The 24,232-nt window shown below is 65.5% G+C and carries 40 protein-coding genes; 16 read left to right on the forward strand and 24 right to left on the reverse strand.

Translation table 11 applies throughout. From position 1 onward, the window contains the following. Nucleotides 1-248 precede the first annotated feature (248 nt). On the forward strand, nucleotides 249-2,105 hold the full coding sequence (locus PV764_RS13095; RefSeq protein ID WP_421116791.1) for a methyl-accepting chemotaxis protein: 1,857 nt from the start codon (nucleotides 249-251) through the stop codon (nucleotides 2,103-2,105). Nucleotides 2,106-2,335: 230 nt separating this feature from the next. Here the strand turns inward: PV764_RS13095 and PV764_RS13100 are convergent, their stop codons facing one another. The 24 genes from PV764_RS13100 to PV764_RS13215 all read right to left on the reverse strand — a co-directional run bounded on the left by PV764_RS13100 (nucleotide 2,336) and on the right by PV764_RS13215 (nucleotide 13,228). After that, nucleotides 2,336-3,364: a tyrosine-type recombinase/integrase gene (locus PV764_RS13100; protein ID WP_421116945.1), complete on the reverse strand. Its 1,029-nt coding sequence runs from the start codon at nucleotides 3,362-3,364 to the stop codon at nucleotides 2,336-2,338. 2 nt (nucleotides 3,365-3,366) lie between these two features. Beyond that, the gene (locus PV764_RS13105) at nucleotides 3,367-3,612 is read right to left on the reverse strand and encodes a DUF4224 domain-containing protein (protein ID WP_390330042.1); all 246 of its coding nucleotides are present in this window, start codon (nucleotides 3,610-3,612) and stop codon (nucleotides 3,367-3,369) included. Nucleotides 3,613-3,673: 61 nt separating this feature from the next. Continuing rightward, nucleotides 3,674-4,498: a DNA cytosine methyltransferase gene (locus PV764_RS13110; protein ID WP_421116792.1), complete on the reverse strand. Its 825-nt coding sequence runs from the start codon at nucleotides 4,496-4,498 to the stop codon at nucleotides 3,674-3,676. A gap of 100 nt (nucleotides 4,499-4,598) precedes the next feature. After that, nucleotides 4,599-4,763, reverse strand: coding sequence for a hypothetical protein (locus PV764_RS13115; protein ID WP_421116793.1), 165 nt, complete (start codon nucleotides 4,761-4,763; stop codon nucleotides 4,599-4,601). Next, nucleotides 4,756-5,310, reverse strand: coding sequence for an HNH endonuclease signature motif containing protein (locus PV764_RS13120; protein ID WP_421116794.1), 555 nt, complete (start codon nucleotides 5,308-5,310; stop codon nucleotides 4,756-4,758). The genes PV764_RS13115 and PV764_RS13120 overlap by 8 nt, the downstream gene beginning before the upstream one ends. After that, a complete protein-coding gene (locus PV764_RS13125; protein WP_421116795.1) occupies nucleotides 5,307-5,888 on the reverse strand; it encodes a hypothetical protein in 582 nt (193 codons plus the stop codon). The genes PV764_RS13120 and PV764_RS13125 overlap by 4 nt, the downstream gene beginning before the upstream one ends. Continuing rightward, entirely contained in the window at nucleotides 5,885-6,142 is a 258-nt protein-coding gene (locus PV764_RS13130) for a hypothetical protein (RefSeq protein ID WP_421116796.1), read from the reverse strand. Before PV764_RS13130 ends, PV764_RS13125 begins: the two co-directional genes overlap by 4 nt. Continuing rightward, nucleotides 6,139-6,360 (reverse strand): hypothetical protein, encoded by a 222-nt coding sequence (locus tag PV764_RS13135; RefSeq protein WP_421116797.1) that lies wholly within the window; start codon nucleotides 6,358-6,360, stop codon nucleotides 6,139-6,141. The genes PV764_RS13130 and PV764_RS13135 overlap by 4 nt, the downstream gene beginning before the upstream one ends. Further along, nucleotides 6,357-6,563, reverse strand: a complete 207-nt coding sequence (locus tag PV764_RS13140) for a hypothetical protein (protein ID WP_421116798.1) — start codon at nucleotides 6,561-6,563, stop codon at nucleotides 6,357-6,359. Before PV764_RS13140 ends, PV764_RS13135 begins: the two co-directional genes overlap by 4 nt. Beyond that, complete coding sequence (locus PV764_RS13145; protein ID WP_421116799.1) at nucleotides 6,560-6,793, reverse strand: hypothetical protein; 234 nt, start codon at nucleotides 6,791-6,793, stop codon at nucleotides 6,560-6,562. Before PV764_RS13145 ends, PV764_RS13140 begins: the two co-directional genes overlap by 4 nt. Further along, nucleotides 6,790-7,011 carry a hypothetical protein gene (locus PV764_RS13150; RefSeq protein ID WP_102789481.1) on the reverse strand — a complete coding sequence of 74 codons (222 nt, stop codon included), beginning with the start codon at nucleotides 7,009-7,011 and terminating at the stop codon, nucleotides 6,790-6,792. Before PV764_RS13150 ends, PV764_RS13145 begins: the two co-directional genes overlap by 4 nt. Continuing rightward, nucleotides 7,011-7,601 (reverse strand): hypothetical protein, encoded by a 591-nt coding sequence (locus tag PV764_RS13155; RefSeq protein ID WP_421116800.1) that lies wholly within the window; start codon nucleotides 7,599-7,601, stop codon nucleotides 7,011-7,013. Before PV764_RS13155 ends, PV764_RS13150 begins: the two co-directional genes overlap by 1 nt. 2 nt (nucleotides 7,602-7,603) lie before the next feature. Further along, entirely contained in the window at nucleotides 7,604-8,497 is an 894-nt protein-coding gene (locus tag PV764_RS13160) for an ATP-binding protein (RefSeq protein ID WP_390330026.1), read from the reverse strand. Between the two features lie 90 nt (nucleotides 8,498-8,587). Further along, complete coding sequence (locus PV764_RS13165; RefSeq protein ID WP_421116801.1) at nucleotides 8,588-9,007, reverse strand: hypothetical protein; 420 nt, start codon at nucleotides 9,005-9,007, stop codon at nucleotides 8,588-8,590. A gap of 92 nt (nucleotides 9,008-9,099) precedes the next feature. Next, complete coding sequence (locus PV764_RS13170; protein ID WP_421116802.1) at nucleotides 9,100-9,633, reverse strand: hypothetical protein; 534 nt, start codon at nucleotides 9,631-9,633, stop codon at nucleotides 9,100-9,102. A gap of 161 nt (nucleotides 9,634-9,794) precedes the next feature. Next, the gene (locus PV764_RS13175) at nucleotides 9,795-10,055 is read right to left on the reverse strand and encodes a hypothetical protein (protein WP_421116803.1); all 261 of its coding nucleotides are present in this window, start codon (nucleotides 10,053-10,055) and stop codon (nucleotides 9,795-9,797) included. Continuing rightward, a complete protein-coding gene (locus PV764_RS13180) occupies nucleotides 10,055-10,471 on the reverse strand; it encodes a hypothetical protein (protein WP_421116804.1) in 417 nt (138 codons plus the stop codon). Before PV764_RS13180 ends, PV764_RS13175 begins: the two co-directional genes overlap by 1 nt. Next, nucleotides 10,461-10,649, reverse strand: coding sequence for a hypothetical protein (locus tag PV764_RS13185; RefSeq protein WP_421116805.1), 189 nt, complete (start codon nucleotides 10,647-10,649; stop codon nucleotides 10,461-10,463). The genes PV764_RS13180 and PV764_RS13185 overlap by 11 nt, the downstream gene beginning before the upstream one ends. Then, nucleotides 10,646-11,413: a hypothetical protein gene (locus PV764_RS13190; protein ID WP_343313626.1), complete on the reverse strand. Its 768-nt coding sequence runs from the start codon at nucleotides 11,411-11,413 to the stop codon at nucleotides 10,646-10,648. The genes PV764_RS13185 and PV764_RS13190 overlap by 4 nt, the downstream gene beginning before the upstream one ends. 109 nt (nucleotides 11,414-11,522) lie before the next feature. Next, nucleotides 11,523-11,747, reverse strand: a complete 225-nt coding sequence (locus PV764_RS13195) for a hypothetical protein (RefSeq protein WP_421116806.1) — start codon at nucleotides 11,745-11,747, stop codon at nucleotides 11,523-11,525. After that, nucleotides 11,744-12,094, reverse strand: a complete 351-nt coding sequence (locus PV764_RS13200; RefSeq protein WP_421116807.1) for a hypothetical protein — start codon at nucleotides 12,092-12,094, stop codon at nucleotides 11,744-11,746. Before PV764_RS13200 ends, PV764_RS13195 begins: the two co-directional genes overlap by 4 nt. Before the next feature lie 3 nt (nucleotides 12,095-12,097). Continuing rightward, nucleotides 12,098-12,319, reverse strand: a complete 222-nt coding sequence (locus PV764_RS13205) for a hypothetical protein (RefSeq protein WP_421116808.1) — start codon at nucleotides 12,317-12,319, stop codon at nucleotides 12,098-12,100. Nucleotides 12,320-12,476: 157 nt separating this feature from the next. Then, the gene (locus PV764_RS13210; protein WP_421116809.1) at nucleotides 12,477-12,797 is read right to left on the reverse strand and encodes a hypothetical protein; all 321 of its coding nucleotides are present in this window, start codon (nucleotides 12,795-12,797) and stop codon (nucleotides 12,477-12,479) included. Continuing rightward, on the reverse strand, nucleotides 12,797-13,228 hold the full coding sequence (locus PV764_RS13215) for a helix-turn-helix domain-containing protein (RefSeq protein ID WP_421116810.1): 432 nt from the start codon (nucleotides 13,226-13,228) through the stop codon (nucleotides 12,797-12,799). The genes PV764_RS13210 and PV764_RS13215 overlap by 1 nt, the downstream gene beginning before the upstream one ends. A gap of 84 nt (nucleotides 13,229-13,312) precedes the next feature. Between PV764_RS13215 and PV764_RS13220 the strand changes: the two genes are divergently transcribed. From PV764_RS13220 to PV764_RS13290, 15 genes are all read left to right on the forward strand, one after another. Then, nucleotides 13,313-13,537, forward strand: coding sequence for a hypothetical protein (locus tag PV764_RS13220; RefSeq protein ID WP_421116811.1), 225 nt, complete (start codon nucleotides 13,313-13,315; stop codon nucleotides 13,535-13,537). A gap of 291 nt (nucleotides 13,538-13,828) precedes the next feature. Continuing rightward, the gene (locus tag PV764_RS13225; protein ID WP_421116812.1) at nucleotides 13,829-14,197 is read left to right on the forward strand and encodes a hypothetical protein; all 369 of its coding nucleotides are present in this window, start codon (nucleotides 13,829-13,831) and stop codon (nucleotides 14,195-14,197) included. A gap of 78 nt (nucleotides 14,198-14,275) precedes the next feature. Beyond that, nucleotides 14,276-15,118 carry a hypothetical protein gene (locus PV764_RS13230; RefSeq protein WP_421116813.1) on the forward strand — a complete coding sequence of 281 codons (843 nt, stop codon included), beginning with the start codon at nucleotides 14,276-14,278 and terminating at the stop codon, nucleotides 15,116-15,118. Further along, nucleotides 15,115-16,578 (forward strand): replicative DNA helicase, encoded by a 1,464-nt coding sequence (gene dnaB, locus PV764_RS13235; protein WP_421116814.1) that lies wholly within the window; start codon nucleotides 15,115-15,117, stop codon nucleotides 16,576-16,578. Before PV764_RS13230 ends, dnaB begins: the two co-directional genes overlap by 4 nt. Further along, nucleotides 16,575-17,045, forward strand: coding sequence for a recombination protein NinB (locus tag PV764_RS13240; RefSeq protein ID WP_421116815.1), 471 nt, complete (start codon nucleotides 16,575-16,577; stop codon nucleotides 17,043-17,045). The genes dnaB and PV764_RS13240 overlap by 4 nt, the downstream gene beginning before the upstream one ends. After that, nucleotides 17,042-17,284, forward strand: a complete 243-nt coding sequence (locus tag PV764_RS13245; RefSeq protein WP_421116816.1) for a hypothetical protein — start codon at nucleotides 17,042-17,044, stop codon at nucleotides 17,282-17,284. Before PV764_RS13240 ends, PV764_RS13245 begins: the two co-directional genes overlap by 4 nt. A gap of 196 nt (nucleotides 17,285-17,480) precedes the next feature. Continuing rightward, nucleotides 17,481-17,861 carry a Ref family recombination enhancement nuclease gene (locus tag PV764_RS13250; protein WP_421116817.1) on the forward strand — a complete coding sequence of 127 codons (381 nt, stop codon included), beginning with the start codon at nucleotides 17,481-17,483 and terminating at the stop codon, nucleotides 17,859-17,861. Beyond that, nucleotides 17,846-18,373: a hypothetical protein gene (locus tag PV764_RS13255; RefSeq protein ID WP_421116818.1), complete on the forward strand. Its 528-nt coding sequence runs from the start codon at nucleotides 17,846-17,848 to the stop codon at nucleotides 18,371-18,373. Before PV764_RS13250 ends, PV764_RS13255 begins: the two co-directional genes overlap by 16 nt. Next, the gene (locus PV764_RS13260) at nucleotides 18,370-18,651 is read left to right on the forward strand and encodes a hypothetical protein (protein WP_421116819.1); all 282 of its coding nucleotides are present in this window, start codon (nucleotides 18,370-18,372) and stop codon (nucleotides 18,649-18,651) included. Before PV764_RS13255 ends, PV764_RS13260 begins: the two co-directional genes overlap by 4 nt. Then, nucleotides 18,648-18,974 (forward strand): hypothetical protein, encoded by a 327-nt coding sequence (locus PV764_RS13265; RefSeq protein WP_421116820.1) that lies wholly within the window; start codon nucleotides 18,648-18,650, stop codon nucleotides 18,972-18,974. The genes PV764_RS13260 and PV764_RS13265 overlap by 4 nt, the downstream gene beginning before the upstream one ends. Nucleotides 18,975-19,116: 142 nt before the next feature. Then, nucleotides 19,117-19,692: a hypothetical protein gene (locus PV764_RS13270; protein ID WP_421116821.1), complete on the forward strand. Its 576-nt coding sequence runs from the start codon at nucleotides 19,117-19,119 to the stop codon at nucleotides 19,690-19,692. 30 nt (nucleotides 19,693-19,722) lie between these two features. Continuing rightward, a complete protein-coding gene (locus tag PV764_RS13275; protein WP_421116822.1) occupies nucleotides 19,723-20,337 on the forward strand; it encodes a hypothetical protein in 615 nt (204 codons plus the stop codon). Beyond that, on the forward strand, nucleotides 20,337-20,837 hold the full coding sequence (locus PV764_RS13280; protein WP_421116823.1) for a terminase: 501 nt from the start codon (nucleotides 20,337-20,339) through the stop codon (nucleotides 20,835-20,837). Before PV764_RS13275 ends, PV764_RS13280 begins: the two co-directional genes overlap by 1 nt. Then, the gene (locus PV764_RS13285) at nucleotides 20,824-22,182 is read left to right on the forward strand and encodes a phage terminase large subunit (protein WP_390330002.1); all 1,359 of its coding nucleotides are present in this window, start codon (nucleotides 20,824-20,826) and stop codon (nucleotides 22,180-22,182) included. The genes PV764_RS13280 and PV764_RS13285 overlap by 14 nt, the downstream gene beginning before the upstream one ends. Further along, the gene (locus PV764_RS13290) at nucleotides 22,179-24,230 is read left to right on the forward strand and encodes a hypothetical protein (protein ID WP_421116824.1); all 2,052 of its coding nucleotides are present in this window, start codon (nucleotides 22,179-22,181) and stop codon (nucleotides 24,228-24,230) included. Before PV764_RS13285 ends, PV764_RS13290 begins: the two co-directional genes overlap by 4 nt. Nucleotides 24,231-24,232: the final 2 nt, after the last annotated feature.

Consider the following 24,232-nt stretch of genomic DNA (forward strand, 5'->3'; position numbering starts at 1 on the left):
ATGCTGGCCCTAAAGCTTTCAGAACACGCGCCGTTATATGACTCGCAGTTGCTGCCTGTCTGCTCACGTGGATATCTGGCCGTACAACTTTTTCATGGTTCATGTTCACCGGCTTGCCCGGTGTTTGAAGTCCATCGAAGCGACGTCATCCCCACTGGCGGTCTTCGTGAGTCCCAGCCAACGGAATACCGCCACCGGGCCACCGCCCGGCGCTGACCTATTCGCTAACAGGACACCGAGGTCCAGAGATGATTACTTCAGACTTGCACACGTATGTGCCAGGTCGTGGCAACGACGCCGACGCCGGCTCGTTGTGGCGTTCGCTCACGGCATTGTTCGTTTCCCGACGCACCGCCCAAGGCGCTGCGGCATCGGCCGCCCTGCAACGGCAGGCCGAGCTGGAGGACCAGGTCAAGGCCCTGCATCGGGTCCAGGCGGTGATCGAGTTCCATCTCGATGGCACCATCGTCCACGCCAACGACAACTTCCTGCAGACGCTGGGCTACACCCTGGAGGAGATCCAGGGCAAGCATCACGCGATGTTCGTCGATGCCGAGTACGCGCAGAGCCGGGAGTACCGCGACTTCTGGGCCAACCTGGGCCGCGGCGAGTTCGATGCGGGCCAGTACCGGCGGATCGGCAAGGGTGGCCGCGAGATCTGGATCCAGGCGTCCTACAACCCGGTGTTCGACAGCAACGGGCGGCCGTACAAGGTGGTCAAGTTCGCGACCGACATCACCGCGCAGAAATTCCAGGCGGCCGACTTCGCCGGGCAACTGGCGGCCATCAACAAATCACAGGCGGTGATCGAGTTCGACCTTGAAGGTCGCATTCTTGCCGCCAACGAGAACTTCCTCGCTGCCATGGGCTACGCATTGGAGGAGGTGCGCGGGCAGCATCATTCGATGTTCGCCGAACCCGAGCATCGCCAGAGCGCGGAGTACCGCGCGTTCTGGGCGAAACTGGGCCGTGGCGAGTACGATGCTGGCCAGTACAAGCGCCTGGGCAAAGGCGGGCGCGAGGTCTGGATCCAGGCCTCGTACAACCCGATCTATGACATGAACGGACGCCCGTTCAAAGTGGTCAAGTACGCCACCGATATCACCGCGCAGGTGCGTGACACCCTGGCGCTGCAGCAGGCCGTCGCGCAGACACGCGAAGTGGTGGCCGCAGCGCAGGCCGGCGATCTGACCGGCCATATCGCCACCCAGGACAAGACCGGCCCGATCGCCGAACTGTGCGAGGGCATCAATGCGCTGGTCGAGACGATGGCCGGCATCATCGCCCAGATCAAACTGGCCGCGGACACCATCGCGGTGGGCGCCAGCGAGATCGCCGAAGGCAACAGCGACCTGTCCGTGCGCACTGAACAACAGGCGGCCTCGCTGGAGGAAACCGCCGTGTCGATGAAGGGCCTGACCACCACCGTGCGCCGCACCGCCGACAATGCCCGCCAGGCCAATCAGCTGGCCGGTGGCGCGGTCGAGGTGGCGGCGCAGGGTGGGCAGGTGGTGCACGAGGTGGTTTCGACCATGTCGCTGATCAACGATTCCTCGCGCCGTATCGTCGACATCATCGGGGTGATCGACGGCATTGCGTTCCAGACCAACATCCTGGCGCTCAACGCGGCAGTGGAGGCGGCGCGCGCGGGTGAACATGGCCGCGGGTTTGCCGTGGTCGCCTCGGAAATCCGTTCGCTGTCGCAGCGTTCGGCCGAGGCCGCCAAGGAGATCAAGCAGCTGATCGGCGACTCGGTCGAGAAAGTAGGGGCGGGCACGCGCCAGGTCGAGAGCGCGGGGCGCACCATGGACGAGATCGTGGTCAGCGTGAAGCGCGTGAGCGATCTGATGGCCGATATCAGCACCGCCGCCCAGCAGCAGAGCGAGGGCATCGAGCAGATCAACCAGGTGGTCGAGCACATCGACGAGAGCACGCAGCAGAACGCCGCGCTGGTGGAGGAGGCGTCGGCGGCTGCCCGCAGCATGGAAGAGCAGTCCACCCGGCTGCTGCAGACGGTGGCGGCGTTCCGGGTGGCGGGGGCGGGTGCGCCTCGCGCGGCGCACCTCAATCCCACTGCTGGCCAGCCCGCACTGCGTCTGGTCTGACGCACAACGAAAAACGCCCCGGATCCGTCGATCCGGGGCGTTCTGGTTTTCCATGGTGCCGAAGGTGGGACTCGAACCCACACGCTTTTAAGGGCGGCGGATTTTGAGTCCGAACTAAAGTCATTGCGCCACAAGGGTTTCAGCCCAATTTCCACTCCGCAATCGGTCAGTTTCTGTCACGCTGCAACCGTTGCGGCACAAGCCTGCGAAATCCGTTGCGGAGCGATTTTCTACCGGGTCGGCGTCGTCTTCTGCCCGCGCCGCTGCCGCGTGTAGTGCTCCGTCATCGCCACCGTCGTGTGCCCCAGCTGCCGCTGCGCCTCACGGATATCGCCGGCCGAATCGGCCTTGTCGGTGGCCGCCTTCGCGCGCAGGTCGCGGAACTGCAACCCCTCGATCCCAGCCGCCGCGCACGCCTTCGCCCAGCGCCTGGACATGGCGGTGACGCTGACCGGCTCGCCGCGCTCGCTGACGATCAGATAGGTGCTGTGCACGGCCTGGCCGGCCTTCCGCGCGCGCAGGCGCTCCAGCAGCACCGCCAGCTCACCCTCGACGGCGATGCGCAACTTGGCCTTCGTCTTCCCCTGCTTGATGTTGACCACGCCGTCGCGAACGTCCATCTCGGTCAGGCTGAGCACGTCCGCCGGCCGCTGGCCGATCAGGTAGGCCAGCTCCATAGCGTCCTGCACCACCGGGTCGGCCGCGGCGCGGATGGCCTGGTACTGGTCGTCCTCGATGTAGGCGTCGCGGCCGGTCTCCTTGAAGCCCTTGATGCCGGCGCAGGGGTTCGGCAGGGCCGTGTAGCCCTTGTCGCGCGCGAAGTTCCAGATGTGCGACAGCAGGGCCTTTTCCCGGTTGGCGCGCACCATGCCGGTGCCGCCGCGCGTGCGCCACGTCAGGTAGGCGCGCACGTTCACCGGCTTGATCGCATCGAGCGGGCAGGGCGGGTCGTCGAAGTAGGCCAGCAGCTTGTCCAGCTCGCGCCGGTTGTCCTCCTGGGTGCGCGCGGCCTTGGTGATCATCACCTCACGGCGGTAGGAGTCGGTCACCATCCGGAAGGTCACCACGGCCACGGCCTGAGCCTTGCGACCGCCCTCGTGCTCAGCCCACTGCTTGATCGCGAGAGCGTAGTCGCTGCCCAGCGGGATCTCGACTCGCGGCTTGCCACCCTTGTCGTAGTAGTAGAACACCACCCCCGACTTCTGTTTCCGCTGGCGCAACCGGGGGATCGCCCCGGCGTTCTTCGGTTTCCTGCCCATCGTCATGCCACCTTGTTCGGCTTCCATTCTGCGATCGCTACCGCCTTCGCCACCGACGCCTCGGAAGCGCCCTCCAGCGTCGACCACAGCACCCGCGGCCGGCCATCCAGCCCCTTGTAGTGCGAGATCCCGTTGAGGATCAAGAATTCCAGCTGCTTCTCCCTGTAGGGCGTGCCGCACAGGTCCCGCAGCTCTTCGCGTGACAGGCACACCGCCGTGGTGGTGGCCTCGTTGCTCTGCCTGGCCATGTTGATTTCTCCTGTCAGTTCGTAGGGGCGGGATCGGGGTAGCAATCCATGTAGGCGCCGATCACTTCCGCGGCAACTTGCGCCTGGATGGCATTTCCATAGGCGCGCAAGCGTCCCACTCGGGCGGGAACCCGAGTTCCCAGCCACCGAACTCGGGGTGGAGGGAGCCGGCGCCATTTTCCGTCGGCGCATTCGATGAACTGCCGACCTGAAACACTTGCGACGGAAGCGGACAGCCCCCTGCTCCGAAGCTCTGATTCGGGCCACCCTTCTCCCCATCCGAAGCCCGGAGAGTCGACCACAAGCCCAGCATGATTTTCCGGATTGCCACCTGACCTGCGCTGTTCCCGGCCTCGTTGTTTCCGTTCTTGGCGGGCGAGTTGCTTGTCATCGTGGGCCACAAACCAAAGGCGATCACGCTGGTGGGGCGCGTCGACGGCACAAGCCGGGACACGGACGCCCCGCAGGCGTAGCCGATTCCTTCCAGATCAGTGAACACTCCGTCGATCCAGTCCTTGCCAACCGCCGCCGCAACCTGCTCTCCCATGAGGACAGCGGGCCGGCGGGAACGGGCGAGCCGGAAAAGGTGGGGCCACAGGTGCCGATCGTCAGCCTGGGCTTTTCCTTTACCCGCGACGGAGAACGGCTGGCACGGCGCGGATCCGGTCCACAGTTCTCGATCGTCGGGCCACCCAGCAAGTCGGGCTGCGAGGGACCAGCCGCCAATGCCGGCGAAGAAGTGGCACTGCCGGTATCCGGCGAGGTCATCGGGTTGAACATCGGTAATGCTCCTGGTGTCGACGTCGCCAGCGGGGATCAGGCCCTCGGCGATCAGGTTGCGCAGCCACTGCGCGGCGTAGGGGTCGAACTCGTTGTAGTAGTTCATGGAGACCACCACCGGACGCGCCCGCAGCTGCAGCGCATTCCACCCGACCCGCAGGGCGTCGCGTAGCGGTGGATCCGCAGGGCGCACAGGAGGCGGCGGATCATGCGGCACCGCCGGCAGGTGCCATCAGCCTCGCAGCCCGGCGCCAGCACCAGCGCACGGCGCGCCATGCAGCGGCCAGCAGCCACAGGACGGACAGGCCGAACGCGACGATCAGCGCGAACACTAGGTATTTCGTCAGCCAGAGGATGGCGAAGTCAGCCATTGGCCACCCCCGGCGCTGCATCGGACTTCTGGTTTGGTTTCACGGATTCCGGATGGGTGTACTGACCGTGCAGCGAGGCGGCATGGGCGCAATAGGCCGCGTGCGCTTCATGCTTATCGGAGAAGTAGCCGATGTGGATATTCACCTTGTTGACCATGATCTTTGCCCTCCACTTGCCGACGCGGTTGATCCAGTCCACACCCTTCAGGCCTGACCGAGTGCCAGGGCGAACCGGGGTGTTGACCTGGTTCTGGCTATTCGTCGCCAACCGGAGGTTCGCCGGTCGGTTGTCCGTTTTGTATCCGTTGATGTGGTCGACCTGGCGGTCATCCGGCGGCCAGTGCCCATGGTGCAGCGCCCATGCCACGCGGTGGGCCGAGAGACGCACGCCATCCACTTCAACCCGGATGTATCGACCGACGTCCAACCATCCGGCCACGTCGCCGGGTGCTGCTCCGCTCTGCCTGTGCTCCTTCCAATGGAGCTGGCCCGTATCTGCATCCAGACGGAGCAGGCTCGTGAGCCGCTCAAAGTCGATGCGGTTCATTCCACAGCCCCCGGCTGGCGAGCGGCGAGGGCGGCTTGCCATGCAGACCATGCCGTCTTGGTGCGCTCATCGCAGTACACGTTCTCCGGTACGAATCTCGCCCTGTTCAGCGGGATAGAATCCGCCCACGTCTCAAACTGCTCCCGAGCATCCCCCTGCACCTCGCCAACCTGCTGCTGCTTGCCAAGTGAGGCCATCCCGAATTCAAGGGCGCTTCGCGTCTTCCGGGCAATCTCAGCTGCGTGATTGACAGGCTCGCCGACCTGCTGCTTGCCAGTTGCGGCGAGGGCAGCGCGTGCGTAGTCCTGCATCTGCTTGCCGGTGTATAGCGGTTCGCTACCGTCTCCGAAGGCGTCGTAGTACGTGCGCGGAAATGCCGGCAATGACACCCCCTGCTGCTCGGCCAGCTCTGCGGGCTGCGATGCCGGAATGCCGACATCGGCCAGCAGCGGCAGCGCCGCGCTCACAGCGGTGGCCAGCGTCCGGCGCAGCGTGGTGCCGCTGACCTGCCGGAACCCGCCTTCCTCCAGGTCGCAGGCGATGGCGTTGACGAACTTCTCGGTGCGTTCGGTGTTCATGCGGTCACTCCCAGTGCGGAAAGGTCCAGTTCGTCGACGCGGTCACGCAGCCGGTGGCACGCCTCGCGCAGGGCGAGGGCAACGGCGGGGCGCTGGTCGTGCGGGTAGAAGTGCAGGGGCTCGATGTGCACCGCGCCAGTCAGGTCGCGGCGGAACAGGCGGTAGCAGACGATCCCGGTGTCGCCCATCGGGAAGCGGCCCCAGCTGAAGCCGGTGTTCTTGGTGGGCGCGCGGCGGGTCATGGGGCGGCTCATGGCTTGCCCGCCTTCGCGGCCTTGCGCCGATCCGCGCCACCCTCGACGACCTGCCGGCGGCTGATGCCGGCCTTGTCGATCGCGGTGGTTCCCAGGATCTCGATCCGACCGCCAGCCTTGCGGAACCGCTCCAGGTCGGCGGCGATCTCGCGCGACTCGGTTTCCTTCTGCTGTCGGGTCGGTGTGTCGAACAGCGGTTTTACGTGGATGCTGGTCATGCCTTGCGCTCCAGCTCGGCCAGCAGGGCGTCCGCCTGAGCGATTGCCCACCGAGCCTTGAGCTCGCCAACGGCTTGAGGGCTATCCCAATTGAACGGCCCGTGGTCCGCGTTTGGCACCCAATTGCCCATGCCCTGCATCGCCATCGCCGCAAACAGCTCGCGCTTGGTCAGCTGGCATACCGGGTAGTTTGCGTTGCTCATGGTGCGTACCTCAGAAGGTTGGTGGGCTGCGCCGGGTAGAACCACAGCGAGGCCGCGTTGTTGATCTGAACCTGCACCGGGTCGCGCTTGATCGCCGGCAGTGGCGTGCGCAGGCGGCGGGCGTCGTTGGTGCACATGAAGCAGGTCGGCTCTTTGCCGCGCTTCCCCGCGTTGGGGAAGGACTCCAGCGGCAGGCAGCGGCAGCAGCCGGTGCAGGTCTTGCGGCTCATGACTTCACCAGCCGGGACTGCTGCAGCGAGTGCCAGGTGAGGGGGAAGGGACCGCGCTTGGCCCGCTCCAGCGCCGCTCCGGTCGAGATATCCAGCCGGTCGGCGATCTGGCGCGTGGTGTAGCTCTTGCCCTCCACGACGTGGGCGAACAGGGCCGCACGTGCCAGGCCTGCGCGGCGGGTGGATTTGGCGTGACAGGGGTAGAGGCGAACGTCCATCAGGCGGCCACCTGCGGTGCGTGGCTGGCCGGCAGGTGTTCGCGCGCGAAGTCCAGATAGTCCAGCGCCAGCTGCATGCAGTCGTCGTGCAGGCGTGGGTACCGGGTCACCTCCAGCAGCTGCGGCGGGGACACCTGGTATTCGAGGTCTCCCACCTCCTTCAGTTCGAATACGTTCCAGCGGAAAACGTCGGCGCCGAACAGGTCGAGGTAGTAGCGCCACTGGTAGCCGGCCAGATAACGCTCAGCGTCGAAGCGGCTCGTGGTCTTGTGGTCATCCACGCGCCGCCCGTCCAAGCAGTCCACCTTGCCGGTCACCGTCAGGCCGCCATAGGCCCGGTACGCCCGAACCTCGCGGATGCTGGGCAGCACCAGCTCGGCGTCGGGCAGGTGGAAGGTGTAGCCCATGGCCTGCAGCACGTCATAGCTGCCAACGTCCGCGTGTTCCAATGCCTCATGGAAGGCGGTACCGGCAAGCATCTGCTTCGTGGGATTGTCCACGGTGATGTACTCGACCAGCTGCTCAACCGGCTGGTCGTCGTCCTCCCGCCAGCGGCGGAAGGCTTCGATGTTGGACACGCGGGCCAGCATGATCAGGCCGCCTTGGGGACGATGTACTCGCCGGCCTTCTTGTCGAAGGTCAGGCCCAGCACCGAGGCGCGGTCATTAAGCAGCACCTGCACCGCGCGGCTGCTCTCTTTGGCGCTCTCGATCAGCGAGTTGATGCCGGCGGCGTCTTCCACATCGGCCAGCGTCTCGCGCCACTTCTCCAGGACAGCCTGCGCCTCGCGCTGCTCTTCGGTCATCGCGTTGAGCCGGTCCTTGATCTGCTGGATGACCTCGGCAAGGAAGTTCGGTTCCCGCTCCGGGTGCGGTACCTCCAGCGGCTCCAGGTGTCCGGGGTTCTTGCCGAACGCAGCATCGGTCGGGCTGAAATTCAGGATGCGGCGACCGTCGCGGATCGACAGGCGGCCCATCGCGTCGGCGGCCTTGTAGATTTCGCCCTTGCTGCCGCCCTGGACGTCCAGGCGCTCGATGATCTCGTCACCGTTACGCTGCTCGTCCATGTGCGCGATCAGCACCACGTCCTTGCCCAGAGTGTTCAGGTGCTTCAACCACGCCACGAATTCGGCCTTCAACGTGCCGTAGCCCTGCAGCGTCAGTGCGCCGCCCCGGCCGGCCTTCGGGTTGCGGCGGATGATATCGGCGGTCAGCACGTCGAGCGCGCGGCCAGCAGTGTCCACGATGATCGTGTTGAAGTCGGTCAGGTCGCTGGCCTTGATGCTGGCCACGTCCTCCCAGGACTCAACTTGCACAATCTCCTTGCGGTTGGCAGCGCGGTGCGCGCCGCGGTCGAAGTCCAGCAGCAGCGGCTTGTCGGCGGTGAAGGAGATGGACGTTTTGCCGAGACCGGGCGCCGCATAGATGCAGACGTTGAGGCGGGACACGGTGATCGGTTCAGTCGAGCGGATGATTCGAAGTGCCATGGTTAGAACTCCCGTAGGCGTTGGTGGTGGTGGAGTGGGTGCCCGGCTTTCGGAGCCGCTGCCGGGCGAGCGGGCGCGTTCTTGCGGGGTTCAGTACGCGAAGTCGTCTTCGTCAGTGCCGGCCGTTTCGCCCGAGGCCTCGGTCACCGGCTCCGACGGCGTGACGGTGCAGCTGGTCACCGACTGGATGCCGGCGAGCTGAGCGGTCAGTGCATCGACCTGCTTCTGCAGCTCGGCGTTCTTGGCGTCAGTGGCATGCTTACCGGCATAGGCCGTCTGCATGGCCTTCTGCGCCTCAGCAACCTTCGGGTGCGTCGGCTCCAGTTCGGCGCCCTCCGTGTACTCGATGCGGACACCCTTTTCGGCGATCTTCCAGCCGCTGGTGTCGTAATACCCGTCGCGCGTATACACAGTCGCGTTGGCCAGCAGTGAGGCGGCGAGCGCGGCGTGTTCGGCGGAGAGGATGAGTGCGGTGCCGCTGTCGGCGCCGATGGTGATCTTGATCTTCATGGGTCTGTCCTTGGTCTCGGGGAATAGGTGCCGGCGTTGGGGATCCCGGCCGGCGCGGGTGGTGCTGCCCGTGGGGAGCGGGCAGCGGGGGATTACGCGGCGGCGGTCAGGTCTTCCTGCACGGGCTTGTCGCCCTTGCCCTGGTTCAGCGGCGACACCAAGGTCAGCTGCACGTCGTTCTTGATCAGCTCGCACAGCGCGCCGGCTTCGGACTTCGTCGGGTGGAACACCGCGCTGAACGTCATCTGCAGGCTTCCGCCTTCCAGCGGTTCGAAGGAAATCTTCTTCAGCGTCACGTCGCTGATCACCAGCGGCTCGGTGAGGCCCAGGCCGCCGGCGATCACCAGGTCATAGCCCGGGTACTCTTCGTCCCACGGGATCGCGCCCAGCTTCGGGAACTTGACCGCCGTCAGGCCGTCGCCGCCCTCGATCAGGTCCTGCTGCTCGCCCTGCGCGGCCTTGCGGTACAACGACTGGCGCAGGCCCTTCTGGAAGTAGTCCAGCACGCCGTTGGCAACGCACACGACCAGTTTCAGGTCGCCGGCCAGCTTGTTTTCGTCGCCGTGTCGCTCGGCGCGGGGGTTGAAGTTGGCGACCTTGGCAGTCGCGTCGTTGAGCTCAAACATCGGTGGTGCCTCTCGAAGGAGCCGGGCGCGCCGGCGGGGTAATCAGGACCAGGCCGCCGGCCAGCACAGCGCGCACGCGAGCGCGGCGGTGATGCCGTAGCAGGCAAGGCAGGCGGCGAAGTCGGACCAGCTGCGGCAGCCGGTGGCGGTCAGGAGGCGCATCACTGGCCTCCCTGGTGTTCGGTAGCCTCATCACACGGGTTGCGGGGGGCACTGCCGACCCACTCGGCTCCGTCATAAACCGCAGGGAAATAAACCCGGCGCTCCGTCCACAAAGTGAACGCCTTGCCTTCCGAACCCCCATATCCACGGCTGAAATCGATGTCCAGTTCGGCCTCTGTAAGCGTGCATCCGACGACGTCAACCGGCGATTCGCCGACTTCCTTCATGTGTTCAAGAATCAGCTCTCGCCAGGTGCTCATCAGATGACTCCGGTGGCTTTGGCGATGACGGCGCTGGTATCGAAGTCAGCGCAGGTGTTGCCGAGCAGGCGCATGTCCGCGCTCATCTGATCGGCGGCGTTGTGTGCACCCTCGGGATACCAGTCAGCAACTCGGCGCTGATGCAGTTCCTGGCGGATGCTGTCAATGAACTCCTGTGCACGCTGCAGCTCGGCCAGCAGCTCCGGAGCGGCGGCGATCAGGCGGGCGTTGGCGAGCAGCTCGACTGCGATGGGGCTTTCATCGTCAAGCCCAAGGCGGAGCCGGTCGGCGTAGACGCAGGCGTGTACTTCACTGCGGACACCGGCACTGGGGAACGGCCCGATCTTGTGGCAACTGCCAACACTCGTATCAACGCTTTCCAAGGCCCACGGCCCCGGCGTGTGCTTACTGGTCATCGTTCGTTTCCTCTGCGCAGATGCCCCACAGGGCCTCGTGGTTGTTCATCTCGATATCCGCGTTGCCCAGCAGCACCCCGTCCATGCGGTACTCGGTGACGGACAGGCCGGGCGTGGCCGGAGGCGCAATCGGAGGCAGGCCCCGCTGCATCGCGCGGATGAAGTCGGTGTCAGTCATTGCCGGGGCTGCCGTGCCAGATGGTTATCGACGGACTCACCGATCTTCGCCATCGTCAGCGGGTAGTCCGCCGAGAAGCGCTCGACGCAGTGCGCCCAATAATCGGTGTCGATCTCCCATTTGAAGCTGTAGCCGATCTCGGCCCTGGTCAGCGACGTCTTGACCTTCGGGTCAACAGCGTTCGGGAAGGGGACGTGGTTCTGACGCACATCGAGTGCCAAGGGCATGATTCCCCAGCAACTGAGCAGCTGGCCCCCGTTGGCTTCCGCCAGCTTCAACGCCACCTCCATCGCCGGGTCCGACAGCGGAACAAACGTGTGTCCATTCGCTTTGATGTGTGCGGTCGCGGCGAGCTTCCCTTTCTCCGACTCGAAGGCGCTTGCCCGCAGGTCATCCTCGGTCGGTTCGCGTCGAAGGGTCTTCGCCAAGTGCTGGACGAAGGCAGCGCGGAGTCCATGGGTCAGGACATCGCTGAGGCCAGCAACATCAGCAGCCCAATCCGTCGGAACCTCGAAGGTGTCCGTGCAGTAGGTGCAGTCGAATTCGTCATCCACACTGCCAGCCCAGCCGGGCGCACGGCGCATGATCAGATTCGGGTAGTCCTCGCGGTTGCCCCCGCCGGTCCGCGTGTAGATCTCGATCTTGCCGTCATCGGCGACCGAAACATCACGCAGCCGCTCAACGTCGTTCTCACGCAGGCCGATCACAGCCAGCAACAGCGAAGTCTGCGGATTCCTTCCGAACAGCATGTTGTACAGGCTCACGTGAGCGCTCCTTGGCAGATAACGGTGAAGAGGACTCCCAGGCAGAACGCGAGGAAGTAGGCGGCCATGTGGCCGATGGCGTAGCGGTGCGCGGCGCGGTCGGCGGCGGTCATGCGGCACCGTCATTGGCTTGTGACGCCTCTTCGTTGCGCTCCTGCAGCACCTTGACCGAGAAGTTCGCGAACTCGCCGTCGAACTCGTGGCCGAACCATTCGCAGAAGTTGCCGATCCCGTGCTCGCGGATGGCGTTGTCCATCCGGTCGCCACCGGTCCTCACAGGCACCGGTGGGAGCGCGCCGGGCTGCAGCAGCGACTTGTCCAGTACGGCGCTCATGCCGCCACCTGCTGCGTCGCCATCTCCAGCAGCTGCTCGTCCATCGCCGCAGCCTCAACCGCAGCCAGCGCGTACAGCTGGGCCAGCAGCGGCGAGTCGATCAGGTCCGACGGGTCCGTGTGGTGCAGCTGGTGCAGTGCCAAGGTCACGTCGGTGTAGTGCTCACCGTCGAACGAACCGGCCACCCACTGCTCGGCCTCGCGGCACGCTGCCGGGTCGGCGCGCAGGGCCGGTACCAAGTCAGCAGCCTGCTCGGCGGCCAGTTCGGTGTCGAAGCGCGGATCTTCCCGGTCGTCCCAGCTGCGCTGGGCGTTGCGGTGCAGGTCATTGCCGGTCTGGAGGGCCATGGCTCAGGCCTCCAGCACGGTGAAGGTCGGGCCGGTGTATACCGGCGACGAGGTGCGGATGCCGTAGACCAGCGAGAGCAGGCGGCCACGGTTCGAATCGTTCAGCTCGTCGCCGAAAACAGTCGGCTGGCGGATGGCGGCGTTGGCGGCCTGAGCAACCGAATCACCGATCAGGTCGGCAGCGCGGTAGTCGGCGATCAGCTGGGTGGCGGTTGCGATGTCCATCTCGTTCTCCAGCCCCGTCTCGGATGAGGGTGTCGTGGGGCGATGGAGTGATTATGCAAGGATGCATTTCATTGTCAATGCAAAGATGCATTCGAATCGAACGAGCCGACGAACGGTAGGTGCTGGTTCAGCTAAATCGGGTCAGGACCCCCGCCTGTCAGTAGGCGGGCAGGGCGTCGACGAGGCTGCAACCCATCTCGGCAGCGTCCACATAACCGTGCATGCGCCCCAGCAGGTCCTCTAACTGCGGCTCCGACAGGTCGGACAGGTAATAGGCGTCCTTCATGTCGAGGAAATGCGTGATGGCCGAATGCCAGCCGTGGGCATCAGCAATTCGCTGGATGGAGCGGATCTTCTTCGCCCTGGGGGACAGATCCAGCGGTGACCCGATCGTGTTCTCTGTGGGCACCGGCGGCAGCGCCGCGGCCAGTTCAATTGCAAGCGTCTTCAAAGCGATCGGGTCCAGCGCCACAAGCATTACTCCTCTGCCAATTCCTCCAAGATCATGCGCACTGCGTCCTTCTGGGAGCCTTCGGCCTTGGTAATAGCCTTGGCCGTGACCTGGATCGCACGCCATGAAACCCGGCGGAAACGTGCGTCATCGGGCCTCAGCTCGGCCAACATGTGAAGCAGTTCCACCGCCTGAGCCATGGTGGCATCGTCGAATCCCACGGGCTGAGACCCTACTGGCGCCCCCTCCAGCTCCATGTCGTGATGGACCAGATCGTCCAGCGAGCACCTGAAGTAAGAGGCGATGGCAAGCACGCTGTCCAGCCTGGGGAACTCAGTTGCGCCCGACATGATCCGCTGGATGGTGGACTGCTGGATCCCCAGCCGCTCGCCCAGCGTTGTCTGGTTGATCTCGGCGCGGCGGGCTAGAAACCGCAGGTTCTTCGCTAAATAAGTCATCCGGGAATGGTCAGGGATGACCGTTCGTCGGGTCGAATGCAACGATGCATTGACTGGCAAATGCAACGATGCATAATCGTCCCCATGAACCCTTCCGACGCCATCGCTTCTCTCGTGGCCGGCGGCATGACCGAACAGGCCATCGCCGTCGAGCTGAACGTCAATCAGACCACGATCAACCGCATCCGCCGGCAAGTGGTCACCCCGTCCTATGAGACCGGCAAGGCCCTGGTCGACTTGGCCATCAAGGCTGAGCGCAAGGCCGCTCGCCGAAAAGCCCCCATCCGCCGCTCCATGGCTACCCCCTGACATGACCACCTCACCGGCCACCGGTGGGGAAGGGCACCACGGTGCCGCTGCCGATCACCGCGCTGCGCCGCCGCTGGGCCACTGGCTTCACCTGCACTTTCCGTCCCACCCGCTTCAGGACGAAGCACCTACCTCCACTCCGCACGAGCGTGAGGACGTTGGTTCCGACTGACTGATCACGTTTCGACACTGGCTGCACTCCGTTGGGGTGCGGCCATTTTCAGAACCATCCAGGGGAATCCCGGGGAACACGTCGTCCCCCAGCTTCCCCAGAACCGCAAAGGGGCATCCATGCGACACCTCAGCATCACTTACCAGGGTGGACTCACCCACACATCCAGGAGCCTGCGCGAGCTGCTGCTAGTGCAGGTCCAGCACAACGGAGGCGTGGTCGCCGTGGCCGGCAAGATGGATCTGGCGCCATCGAAGCTGTCGGAGAAGCTGGCCGGCGGCGACACCTCGGGCAAGCCGCGCGGCATGACCATCGACGAGCTGGAGCGCTACATCAAGGAGACCGGCGACGTGTCCCCGGTGCACTACCTGGTCGAGAAGTTCCTGACCTGCCCGGACGCTCAGCACGCCGAGGCCATCGCCCAGTTCACCAACCTGGCCCGTGCCATGGCACCGCTGGCGCAGAGCCTCGGGATCAAGTGGCCATGAACGCGACCGAGAAGGCCATGCTCGCCGTCCGCGTGCTGTGGTTCACCGCAGCCTGCCTGTCGCTCTTGGGAGGTCACCATGGCCGGTGACTGGATCAAGATGCGCTCCAACCTCGCAACGAGTCCGAAAGTTGTCCGCATCGCGTCCGCATTGAAAGCGGACAGACTTCGCGTCATTGGCGGACTGCACGCCGTTTGGTGTCTGTTCGATGCGCATTCCGACGACGGCACGCTGGTCGGCTACTCGCCGGTCGTGCTGGACGATCTGATCGGATGGCCGGGCTTTTCGGCCGCCATGATCTCGGTGGAATGGATGCTCGAAGACGGCGAAAACCTTGTCGTACCAAGGTTTGACGACCATAACGGGGCATCGGCGAAGCGCCGCGCACAGGACGCAGACAGGAAGAAGCACGTCCGCAATATGTCCGCACCAGCGTCCGCATCCGAAGCGGACAAAAAGCGGACTAGAGAAGAGAAGAGAAGAGAAGAAGAAAAGAGCCCCCCTTACCCCCCAGCTGACGCTGGCGGGGCCGACCTGCTGGGTGGACAGGCTGGCAAGGTCACCAAGGCCGAGCGCATCGCGCAGATCGCCGGGGATGCCCAAGCGGCCTACAACACCATCCTCGCCAAACCGAACGGGGCGCTGGCAGCGTGCACGGTGCTGAACAAGCCCCGGGTCAAGTCGGTGGAGAAGGCCCTGCCGACGGTGCGCCAGCTGTGCACCCGCATGTTCGGCAACGAGCGTGTGACGCCCGATTTCTGGCAGGCCTACTTCGAGACGGTGGCGGAGGATGACTTCCTCGCCGGCCGGCAGCAGGGAGGCCCTGGCCATGAGAATTGGAAGCCTGACTTCGAGTACCTGCTGCGGGAGTCGGTGATCGCCAAGGCTGTGGACCGCGCGATGTCGGAGGTGACCCAGTGAGCGCCCGTCACGACATTGACCGTCTTGCCGACCTGTACGGCGGCGACTCGGAGCGGCACCCGTTGCACAGCCTAGACGCGGAGCAGTCCGTGCTTGGCGGCCTGATGCTGCGGAACCGGGCATGGGACGAGGTTTCGGACCTGCTCACCGCGCAGAGCTTCTTCCGCGCCGACCACCGGTTGATCTGGCAGGCCATGGCCGAGCTGCAGCCGACCGGCGTGGAGTTCGACGCGGTGACCTTGGGTGATTGGTTCCAGTCGCGCGGGAAGCTGGACATGGTGCACGGAGGTGCGTACCTGATCGAGCTGGCCAACAACACGCCCTCGGCGGCCAACATCGTCGGCTATGCCTCAATCGTGGCGGACAAGGCCAAGCTGCGCGCCCTGGCCGATGCTGCGCAGGAGGTCATCGACGCGGTGTTCAGCCCGGACGGCCGCAGTGCGGTGGAGCTGGTGGGCGAGGCGCAGTCCCGCATCGGCGGCCTGCTGGACAACGAGCCCTGCGAGCTGGAGTCGGTCGCGCCGGTGATGGACCGGGTGTTCCACCGCCTTGGTGAGCGCGCACAGAACGGCGGCGGCATCAGTGGCTTGACCACCGGCGACCCCGAACTGGACCAGCTGCTTGGTGGGTTCCAGCCCGGCAACATGATCGTGCTGGCAGCGCGCCCGAAGATGGGCAAGACCACCCGGGCGGTGAACTTCGGCGAGCACGTGGCGCTGGTGCTGCGCAAGCCAGTGGTGATCTTCACCTTCGAAATGCAGCCAGAGGAACTGGGCGACCGCATGCTGGCGAACCGCGCCACCATTGCCGGGCAGAAGATCCGCAATGGTCGGCTGGACAACGCAGACTGGGCCAGCGCCAGCGAGGCCACAAAGGATCTGCGGCAAGCTCCGATCTTCGTCAGCCGCCCGCGCCGCGCTCGTGTTGAGCATGTCTGCGCGCAGATCCGCCGGTTCAAGGCCAAGCACCCCGACCTGGGGCTGGTGGTGATCGACTACCTGCAGCTGATGTACGTGCACGGCGACAACCGCGCTAGCGGCATCGGCGAGATCACCATGGCGCTGAAGCTGTGCGCCAGTGAGATCGGGGTGACCATCCTGCTGCTCAGCCAGCTCAACCGAGATCTGGAGAAGCGTCCGGACAAGCGGCCGATGCTGGCGGACCTGCGCGAATCCGGCTCCATTGAGCAGGACGCCGACGCGGTGATCTTCATCTACCGCGATCAGATCTACGACCCGAACAGCCGCTGGGAAGGAACGGCCGAGCTCATCGTGGCCGCCCAGCGCAACGGCGCGACCGGCATGGTCCGCGAGCTGTACCAGCCCGAGTACTTCCGATTCTCGCCGCTGCCCGAGTACTGGGAGCCTCAGCAGACCAGCGCCAGCGCGCTCGCCGCCGGCACCGCGCCGAAGCGGAAGGGCATCGCGTCTTTCCTTCCGAAATCAGGAGATCAGTCATGACTCTCGGAACCTTCATCCTCCGCGCCGGCGATGCGCGCGCCCGAATGGCTGCAGCCTGGCAGTTCGCCTGCAGCTTCCTTGAGCTGGGCCAGGACGTGCACGTCACCGTGAAGCAGTACAAGCCGACCCGCAGCCTGGAGCAGAACGCCATGTTCCACGCCATCTGCGGGGAGATCGCCCAGCAGAAGCAGTGGGCCGACCGCCGCATCGACGCCGAGGGCTGGAAGCGTCTGCTGGTGGATGCCTGGGCGCGCGAGAGCGACCGCAGGCAGGGCGACGTTGTGCCCTCGCTGGACGGGGCCAGCATCGTGAACCTGTCCATGCAGACCCGGCGCATGACCGTGGCCGACATGGCCGACCTGATCAGCTTCGCCCAGTGGTGGGCTGCCGACAACGACGTGAAGCTGCGCGACGTGGCGCCGCTGCGCGACCAGCGGCTCGCGGATGAATCGAGGGCTGCGGCATGAGAGACCCATTCATCGTTCTGGTTCTATGCGTCGGCGCGGCAGTGATGCTGTTCTGCTGTTTCGGTATGTACAAGTCCGTCGAGCAGGCGGGGATCCGTAACGACCGCTGCACGGAAATTCGTGGGCACCGTGTCTCTGGCAAGTACAACGGCAGCCTGTGCCGCGTAAACGGGGTGATCGTCGACGTGGACTATGCCGATTACCGCTCGCAGGCTGATTATGCGAGGTATCCGCAATGAGCCTGATGACATCTTGCCTCCGCTGCGGTTTCGCTCTGACCGTCGAGGAATCGAGGTACTACGGTGGCAGTTGTGAAAAATGCACCCAACAACGAAACGATGAGATAGAGCGCTGGAGGTATGGCGAAGAGCCAGCACCTGGAATCCGCCCGCTTACCGAATTGGCCGGGGTAGATCGGCCGAAGGGGGAGCTGCAATGAAGCGCGGACGCTCCACCAGCACCCCGACTGCCTCCCAGCAGCAGCGCATGGACGCCATCAAGGACATCGGCTGCATCATCGCTCAGGCGCTGGGCCTGGGCTTCGTGCCGTGTGAGGTCCACCACCTGACCGTGGGCGGCAAGCACGGGCAGAAGCGGCGTGGGCACGACTTCACCATCGGCCTGAATCCGTGGTCCCACCGGGGCGAGCCGTTCAACGGCATGAGCGCCGACACCTGCGAGCAGCTCTTCGGGCCGTCCTACGCCAAGCAGCCGCGCCGCTTCCGGCAGGAGGTCGGCAACGACGACTACCTGCTGGACCTGCAGAACACCCTCATCGAGAAGCACCTGGAGAAGACCTCATGGCGAGCCGCCTGACTTTCGGGATCGACCCGGGCCTCACCGGCGCCGTGGCCACGCTGATCGACGGCGAGCCCGGCCCGGTGCTGGACATGCCCACCGTCGAGGTGGACGGGTGGGGCGAGGTGGATGCCCGCGCGGTGGTGCTGTTCATCCGCGAGCAGCGCGCCGCGCACCCCGGGGCCTACGTGTCGGCCTGCATCGAGAAGGTCGGCGCGCGCCCGGGCGACGGCGGCACGAGCGCATTCCGGTTCGGCCAGACCGCCGGGAAGCTGCAGGCGATCCTGGAAGTGCTCGGCATCCCGGCCACCCGTGTGGTGCCCGCGCAATGGAAGCGCTCCTTCGGCCTGCTCCGGCAGGACAAGGACGCGGCCCGTCTACTGGCCATCGCCCGCTTCCCCAGCGCGCAGAAGGTCCTGAGCCAGAAGAAGGACAACGGCCGCGCCGACGCGCTGCTGATCGCCCTGTGGCACGAGAACACCCAACTCGGCAGCTACATCACCGCCGACAACCAGGAGCAGGCGGCATGACGACGACTATCGCCATCATCACCATCCTGTCTTTTGCCGTGCTGGTGTGGACATTCCGAGGGCTCTGGGCCAACAACCGCACCTATACCCAGCGCATGGAGATCATCAGCGCGCTGAATCAATCGGGCTGGCCGGTCGGCGAAGAGGGCGACTACAAGCGGGTGGAGTATCACGAGCACTACCGTGAAATCTTCTGGGGCCGTGATCCGCTGCGCCTCTATAGCGTCCGGCTGGTTGCAATCATCAAGGCATATCGCAGCCCGGAGGTTTCGGCATGAGCGACATCGAGAAGAGGGCGAGGGAAAAGGCAGAAGCTCTCATCGGCGAAGTGCTGACGGCGGCATTGTCAGCGGGAGAGATCACGGTAAACCAGGCCCGCGCGGTCAACGCAGCATTGGAAGCCGCCCTCGCTCCGCCCGAGGGCTACGTGCTGGTGCCCGTGGAGCCGACCACGGCCATGATGGAGGCAGCTGGCCGTGTGGTCTTCCAGGAGGCTGGGCAGCAGTGGTCGGACTCTGCAGGGTTCGCGGAAGGGTTTGTCGTCGAAACGCAGCGCCTTTGCCACGCGGCCATGCTCGCCGCTCGCCCGGAGGTGCCGTGATGGGCATCGGGATCACGTCAGCGGCCATCAACGCCGCAGTCGCGAACGCTGAGTGGAGAAGTTCCATTGAGCGGGGATCGTCACCTTCCCGAGTGACCTCGGTGCCCGCCGCTGTCCGCAGCAAGTGCCCGGGTTGCGGGTCATGGGAGCTTTCTCCGACCACGAACGGCGCGGTCTGTTCCTACTGCCGCATTCCGGCAGCTGGGCCGGCACCCTGATTCCGCCGCCCACCATGGCCACACCGCAGCCAGCCACCAAGCAGCCGCATCGGCAGTTCAACCGGCCGACGCTGCCGCTCGGCTCGGTTTCCGTGCGCGCCGACATCCAACAGGTCTCCGAGCGGACCCTGGCCCGGGTGAAGGAGGTCCGGCGCGCGCGCGGCTGCGGCACTGCGGTTTTCGCGGATCCAGATGGCCGGGTCTACGCCCTGCGTAGCGAGTCGGTCAGCGCGGACACCATGGCCAGCAAGCACCCGGAATGGTTCGTCTGCGAGTACGCCGGGCGACTGAGCAGCGGCGCCAGTGCGGCATGCCCCAGCCGGGAGGACATCGCCGAGGACCTGGTGTTCCACTTCGAGTCCATGGGACGGGTGCTGCGTGACGTGCCGGAGCAGCTTGACCTGTGGGGCTTCCATGGCGCATTCGCCGAGGCGCTGTGCCAGCTGGCCAAGGTGCATCGCAGCCGCCGGCAGTACATGGTCGCCTCCGGCCTCCGTTGATCCAACTGGACACTGGCGCGTAATAGGCCCATGAGCGACCGCCAGACGCCCGAATCCCGACTGCATGCCCTGACCGACCCGCACGCCTCGATCGTTGAGGCCGATGGAACGGTCAGGCCGACCGACAACCGGCCGATCCCGGGCTGGCAGAACCACGTTGGAGGCGCCACCCGGGGCGTCAAAGAGTACCGGGGCGACCAGCACGCAGGTGTCGACAACAGCGTGCAGGCAGCACAGGGTTGCCGCCTTGCGGCGGGCGTTTCGGATGGCGCCGACCTTTGCACCTTGGGAACTGCCGAACCAACCCCTGCGAACAGAGAGATCAAGGGCATTGCCTACGGCGGAAGCTGGCACGGAGAGGTGCTTACCTCCCAACTGTGCCGTGGCAGGCTGATGCCACGCCGGCGAGCAAAAAACGGAAAGGTGCGCATTCCCTCAGGCGGCGACGTCATTTCTCAGCCGGTCCTGTCCGAGTTCTACGACGTCGAGATCGCAGGCTACCGGGACAGGTTGATGCCGGCAGGTGTCCTGGAGGGAGCCTACTTCTTCGTCCTGAAGGGAGCCGAGACACCTTCGGCGGACCAGGTCATGGCCGATGCCCGGGCCGCAGGTCTGACGTTCATTCGAACCTACGGGGGCAGGTGATGCCCCGGAAGAAGACACAACAGGCCCCGACCCCGAAGGGCAAGCCCAAGGGTCCAGGCGGCCGCCCGAGCAAGTACAAGCCGGAGTTCGCCAGACAGGCAGCTCTGCTGGGCAAGAAGGGCTGCACAGACCCCGAAGTGGCCGAGTTCTTCGACGTGGCCATCTCCACGGTGAGCCTGTGGAAGCTGAAACACCCCGAGTTTTCGGAAGCCTTAAAACTCAGCAAGGCCGAGGCGGACCTGCGAGTGGAGCGGGCGCTGTTCGAACGCGCCACCGGCTACCGCTGCCGGGAGGACGATGTGCGGGTCGTGGACGGGGAGGTCGTGGTCACCACCACGGACAAGCAGTACCCGCCGGACCCGACCTCGATGATCTTCTGGCTGAAGAACCGCAAGCCCGAGAACTGGCGCGACAAGCCGGAGGGCTTCAACGACGACGCGCCGCCACCAGCTGCGGTCACTGTCACCGTCGTGAGCGGCCGCAAGCGTGCCGACGCTTAACGAGCCGCAGGCCGAGTTCCTGCAGCTGCCGCACAAGTTCCGGGCCTTCGTCGGTGGATTTGGCTCAGGGAAGACCTGGGTCGGGTGCGGGTCGCTGTGCCAGCACGCCTGGCAGTTCCCGCGCATCCCGGCCGGCTACTTCGCCCCGAGCTACCCCCAGATCCGCGACATCTTCTACCCGACCGTGGAGGAGGTGGCCTTCGACTGGGGCCTGCGAGCGCAGATCAACCAGTCGAACAAGGAGGTGCACCTGTACGCGGGCAGGCAGTACCGCACCACGGTCATCTGCCGGTCGATGGACAAGCCGGCCAGCATCGTGGGCTTCAAGGTCGGCAAGGCCCTGGTCGATGAGATCGACACCCTGAAGAAGAAGAAGGCCCACGAGGCTTGGCGCAAGATCATCGCCCGCCTGCGCGTGAAGGCTCCTGGCCTGCAGAACGGCATCGACGTGACGACCACCCCAGAGGGGTTCAACTTCGTCTACGAGCAGTTCGAGCAGATCCCCGGGAGCGACCCGAAGAAGGCCGCGCTGTACGGCAAGGTGCATGCCAGCACCTACGACAACGAGGCCTTCCTGCCGGAGGACTACATCGAGTCCCTGTTTGAGACGTACCCCGAGCAGCTGGTGTTGGCGTACATCCGGGGGCTGTTCGTGAACCTGACCACGGGGTCGGTCTACGGCATCTTCAGCCGGAAGCTCAACGGCACCATGGCCACGGTCGCGGAGGACGAGCCGCTGCACGTCGGCATGGACTTCAACGTGATGAACATGACCGGCATCGTGTGCGTGATCCGCGGCGACCAGCCTCTGGCGCTGGAGGAGCTGACCGGTATTCGTGACACGCCGGCCATGATCCAGGCGCTGAAGGATCGGTTCCCCGACCGGCGCATCACGGTCTATCCCGATGCCAGCGGCGGCAGCGCGCACACCAACAACGCCAGCATCTCCGACCTGGGCCTGCTGCGCGCTGCTGGCTTCACCGTCCGCGTGCCGGCGGCCAACCCCCGCATCCGCGCGCGCGTGGTCAGCGTGAACGCCATGCTATGTAACGCCAAGGGCAAGCGCCGGCTGCTGGTGAACGCCTATGGCTGTCCGAAGCTGACCGAGGCGCTGGAGAAGCAGGCCTACGACGACAACGGCATGCCGGACAAGACGACCGGCTTCGACCATGGGCCTGATGCCCTGGGCTACTTCATCCACACCAGGTTCCCGGCCGTGGCCAGCGCCCGCGAGCGCCCATCCGTTGAACGGAGTGCCCCCCTGGTGCCCCATACCCGCAGATGGCTGGAATCCCGGCCCGATGACGACAACGACGTCGCTGCCCGTAGGAGAAACAACCTGTGACGCCCGATACCAATGAATTCGCCTTCGCCGATGCGCTGGACGCTGACGCGATGGCCGAGCAGGAGCGGGCGGCCGAGGCCGAGCGCATCCTGCAGGAAGAGGCTGACGTAGCTGCCTGGCACAAGCGGATCGAGTTCGCCCGCGAGTTCGACAAGGATGCCCGCAAGGGCTACGCGCGCGACCGGCGCTACTGCCGCGGCTCTTCGGATCCCCAGGTCTTCGACGTGTCGGTGCCAATCGCCGCCACCTACGTGAACATCCTGACCGGCTTCCTGTACGCCCGGAACCCCGAGACCAGCGTCCAGCCGGCCGACAGCGCCGGGTCCAGCCGCACCGAAGACGCGAAGATGCTGTCGCGCACGCTGGAGATCGTCATCGACTCGCTGTGGAAGAAGGGCAGGCTGAAGGCAGTGGCCGATCCCTTCGTGCGTTCGGGCCTGAGCGTGGGCGTTGGCTGGTTCAAAGCCGCCTGGCACCGCGAGACCGACCGCGACCCGGCCACCGACCAGCAGATCGGAACGCTGCGGGCCCAGATCGCCGCGCTGGGGGACACCGAGCGCCAGCTGGCCGAAGGCGATGCTCCGAACCCGGACGAGCTGCGCGCCATGTACGAGCAGCAGATGGCCAGCCTGGAGCAGGGCGTGGAGACGGTGATCTCCAGTGCCCTCGTGCTGGACTTCGTGCGCGCCGAGGACATGCAGTCCGCCGTGTCCCTGCCGTGCCTGCGCGACTACGTGAACAGCCCGTGGAACGCGCAACGCATCTTCATGCCGCTGGCCGATGCCAAGGCCGCGTACCCCGAGCACGCTGAGCGGCTGGGCAGCGCCACCAAGTTCTACAACGTCCGCCCGACCGACACCGAGAAGGACGCCGGCAAGATCACCGACAGCGACGCGGACGCCTACTCGACCGGCAGTGCCGGCCAGTCCACGGCCAGTGGCGATGAGGCCTGCGTCTGCCTGTGGGAGATCTGGAACCTGAAGACCCGGCAGTTCGCCACCATCGCGGTGGGGCTGAAGCGCTACCTGCGCGAATGGGTGACTCCGGACCAGGCGTCCAGCCGCTTCTACCCGTTCTTCCAGTGGGCGCCGCTGTGGGTCGACGGCCGCCGGCACTCGCAGTCGCTGGTGGACCGCTCCCGCGAGCTGCTGGACGAGTACGACCGGATCCGCACCAACTACCGCGAGCACCGCCGCCGCTCGATCCCGAAGCTGGGCTTCGACGCCGGCGCGGTAGATCCGGATGAAGCCAACAAGATGAAGGCGGGCGGGATCGGAGAAATGATCCCGCTCAACCTCAATGGGGCCTCGCCGAACACGGTGGTGTTCCCGATCCAGTACAACCAGATCGACCCGGCGCTCTACGACACGTCCACCATCCGCTCCGAACTGGAGCTGATCTGGGGCATCCAGGAGGCGCTGTCGTCCACCATCACCGTGGCCAAGACCGCCACCGAGGCCGACATCCAGCAGCAGGGCACCGAGTCGCGCATCGGCTACGCCCGCGACACCCTGGACGAGGTGCTGAGCGACTTCGCCCAGTACACGGCCGAGCTGGCCATGTCGCCCAACGGCCTCACGCAGGACGACGTGGTGAACATCGCCGGCCCTGAGGCCTTCTGGATCAACACCGACCAGCTCTCGCTCATCGAGGCGCTGGTGACCGTGGATATCCGGGCTGGGTCGTCGGGCAAGCCGGCCACGGCCGTGAAGCAGCAGCAGTGGTCGGTGCTTCTGCCGCAGCTGCAGCAGGCGGTGCTGCAGATCGGCCAGATGCGCCAATCCACGCCGCAGGACATCGCCGACAAGCTGGAGCAGCTGGTGGTGGAGACCATCAAGCGCACCGGCGACACCAGTATCGACCCGTACTCGATCATCCCGCAGTTGCCTCCGCAGCTGCCGATGGTCCCCGGCATGCCAGGCGCCCCCGGGCCTGGTGGCCTGCCGCTGCCCGCGGCGAACGATCCCGCCGCCCTGGCGATGCAAGACCCCGGCATGCAGCTGCCGCCCGAAATGCTGCCGCCTGAACCCGAACTCCCCGCCGCCTAAAC

It is taken from the genome of Stenotrophomonas sp. AS1 (genome assembly GCF_048957655.1).
Lineage (GTDB): Bacteria > Pseudomonadota > Gammaproteobacteria > Xanthomonadales > Xanthomonadaceae > Stenotrophomonas > Stenotrophomonas bentonitica_A.

Bases quoted from the DNA above. Each gene is read 5' to 3' on its own strand.
- PV764_RS13270 (WP_421116821.1), top strand. From the start codon at position 19,117: ATGGGAGCTTTCTCCGACCACGAACGGCGCGGTCTGTTCCTACTGCCG.
- PV764_RS13145 (WP_421116799.1), bottom strand. From the start codon at position 6,793: ATGAGCCGCAAGACCTGCACCGGCTGCTGCCGCTGCCTGCCGCTGGAG.
- PV764_RS13205 (WP_421116808.1), bottom strand. From the start codon at position 12,319: ATGGACATCGCAACCGCCACCCAGCTGATCGCCGACTACCGCGCTGCC.
- PV764_RS13130 (WP_421116796.1), bottom strand. From the start codon at position 6,142: ATGAGCCGCCCCATGACCCGCCGCGCGCCCACCAAGAACACCGGCTTC.
- PV764_RS13215 (WP_421116810.1), bottom strand. From the start codon at position 13,228: ATGACTTATTTAGCGAAGAACCTGCGGTTTCTAGCCCGCCGCGCCGAG.
- PV764_RS13250 (WP_421116817.1), top strand. From the start codon at position 17,481: ATGAAGCGCGGACGCTCCACCAGCACCCCGACTGCCTCCCAGCAGCAG.
- PV764_RS13160 (WP_390330026.1), bottom strand. From the start codon at position 8,497: ATGGCACTTCGAATCATCCGCTCGACTGAACCGATCACCGTGTCCCGC.
- PV764_RS13195 (WP_421116806.1), bottom strand. From the start codon at position 11,747: ATGAGCGCCGTACTGGACAAGTCGCTGCTGCAGCCCGGCGCGCTCCCA.
- PV764_RS13105 (WP_390330042.1), bottom strand. From the start codon at position 3,612: ATGGCCAGGCAGAGCAACGAGGCCACCACCACGGCGGTGTGCCTGTCA.
- PV764_RS13245 (WP_421116816.1), top strand. From the start codon at position 17,042: ATGAGAGACCCATTCATCGTTCTGGTTCTATGCGTCGGCGCGGCAGTG.
- PV764_RS13240 (WP_421116815.1), top strand. From the start codon at position 16,575: ATGACTCTCGGAACCTTCATCCTCCGCGCCGGCGATGCGCGCGCCCGA.
- PV764_RS13185 (WP_421116805.1), bottom strand. From the start codon at position 10,649: ATGACTGACACCGACTTCATCCGCGCGATGCAGCGGGGCCTGCCTCCG.
- PV764_RS13110 (WP_421116792.1), bottom strand. From the start codon at position 4,498: ATGAACTACTACAACGAGTTCGACCCCTACGCCGCGCAGTGGCTGCGC.
- PV764_RS13210 (WP_421116809.1), bottom strand. From the start codon at position 12,797: ATGCTTGTGGCGCTGGACCCGATCGCTTTGAAGACGCTTGCAATTGAA.
- PV764_RS13125 (WP_421116795.1), bottom strand. From the start codon at position 5,888: ATGAACACCGAACGCACCGAGAAGTTCGTCAACGCCATCGCCTGCGAC.
- PV764_RS13230 (WP_421116813.1), top strand. From the start codon at position 14,276: ATGGCCGGTGACTGGATCAAGATGCGCTCCAACCTCGCAACGAGTCCG.
- PV764_RS13135 (WP_421116797.1), bottom strand. From the start codon at position 6,360: ATGACCAGCATCCACGTAAAACCGCTGTTCGACACACCGACCCGACAG.
- PV764_RS13115 (WP_421116793.1), bottom strand. From the start codon at position 4,763: ATGGCTGACTTCGCCATCCTCTGGCTGACGAAATACCTAGTGTTCGCG.
- PV764_RS13180 (WP_421116804.1), bottom strand. From the start codon at position 10,471: ATGACCAGTAAGCACACGCCGGGGCCGTGGGCCTTGGAAAGCGTTGAT.
- PV764_RS13170 (WP_421116802.1), bottom strand. From the start codon at position 9,633: ATGTTTGAGCTCAACGACGCGACTGCCAAGGTCGCCAACTTCAACCCC.
- PV764_RS13220 (WP_421116811.1), top strand. From the start codon at position 13,313: ATGAACCCTTCCGACGCCATCGCTTCTCTCGTGGCCGGCGGCATGACC.
- PV764_RS13120 (WP_421116794.1), bottom strand. From the start codon at position 5,310: ATGAACCGCATCGACTTTGAGCGGCTCACGAGCCTGCTCCGTCTGGAT.
- PV764_RS13100 (WP_421116945.1), bottom strand. From the start codon at position 3,364: ATGGGCAGGAAACCGAAGAACGCCGGGGCGATCCCCCGGTTGCGCCAG.
- PV764_RS13155 (WP_421116800.1), bottom strand. From the start codon at position 7,601: ATGCTGGCCCGCGTGTCCAACATCGAAGCCTTCCGCCGCTGGCGGGAG.
- PV764_RS13150 (WP_102789481.1), bottom strand. From the start codon at position 7,011: ATGGACGTTCGCCTCTACCCCTGTCACGCCAAATCCACCCGCCGCGCA.
- PV764_RS13225 (WP_421116812.1), top strand. From the start codon at position 13,829: ATGCGACACCTCAGCATCACTTACCAGGGTGGACTCACCCACACATCC.
- PV764_RS13255 (WP_421116818.1), top strand. From the start codon at position 17,846: ATGGCGAGCCGCCTGACTTTCGGGATCGACCCGGGCCTCACCGGCGCC.
- PV764_RS13260 (WP_421116819.1), top strand. From the start codon at position 18,370: ATGACGACGACTATCGCCATCATCACCATCCTGTCTTTTGCCGTGCTG.
- PV764_RS13095 (WP_421116791.1), top strand. From the start codon at position 249: ATGATTACTTCAGACTTGCACACGTATGTGCCAGGTCGTGGCAACGAC.
- PV764_RS13275 (WP_421116822.1), top strand. From the start codon at position 19,723: ATGAGCGACCGCCAGACGCCCGAATCCCGACTGCATGCCCTGACCGAC.
- PV764_RS13200 (WP_421116807.1), bottom strand. From the start codon at position 12,094: ATGGCCCTCCAGACCGGCAATGACCTGCACCGCAACGCCCAGCGCAGC.
- PV764_RS13175 (WP_421116803.1), bottom strand. From the start codon at position 10,055: ATGAGCACCTGGCGAGAGCTGATTCTTGAACACATGAAGGAAGTCGGC.
- PV764_RS13265 (WP_421116820.1), top strand. From the start codon at position 18,648: ATGAGCGACATCGAGAAGAGGGCGAGGGAAAAGGCAGAAGCTCTCATC.
- PV764_RS13165 (WP_421116801.1), bottom strand. From the start codon at position 9,007: ATGAAGATCAAGATCACCATCGGCGCCGACAGCGGCACCGCACTCATC.
- PV764_RS13140 (WP_421116798.1), bottom strand. From the start codon at position 6,563: ATGAGCAACGCAAACTACCCGGTATGCCAGCTGACCAAGCGCGAGCTG.
- PV764_RS13280 (WP_421116823.1), top strand. From the start codon at position 20,337: ATGCCCCGGAAGAAGACACAACAGGCCCCGACCCCGAAGGGCAAGCCC.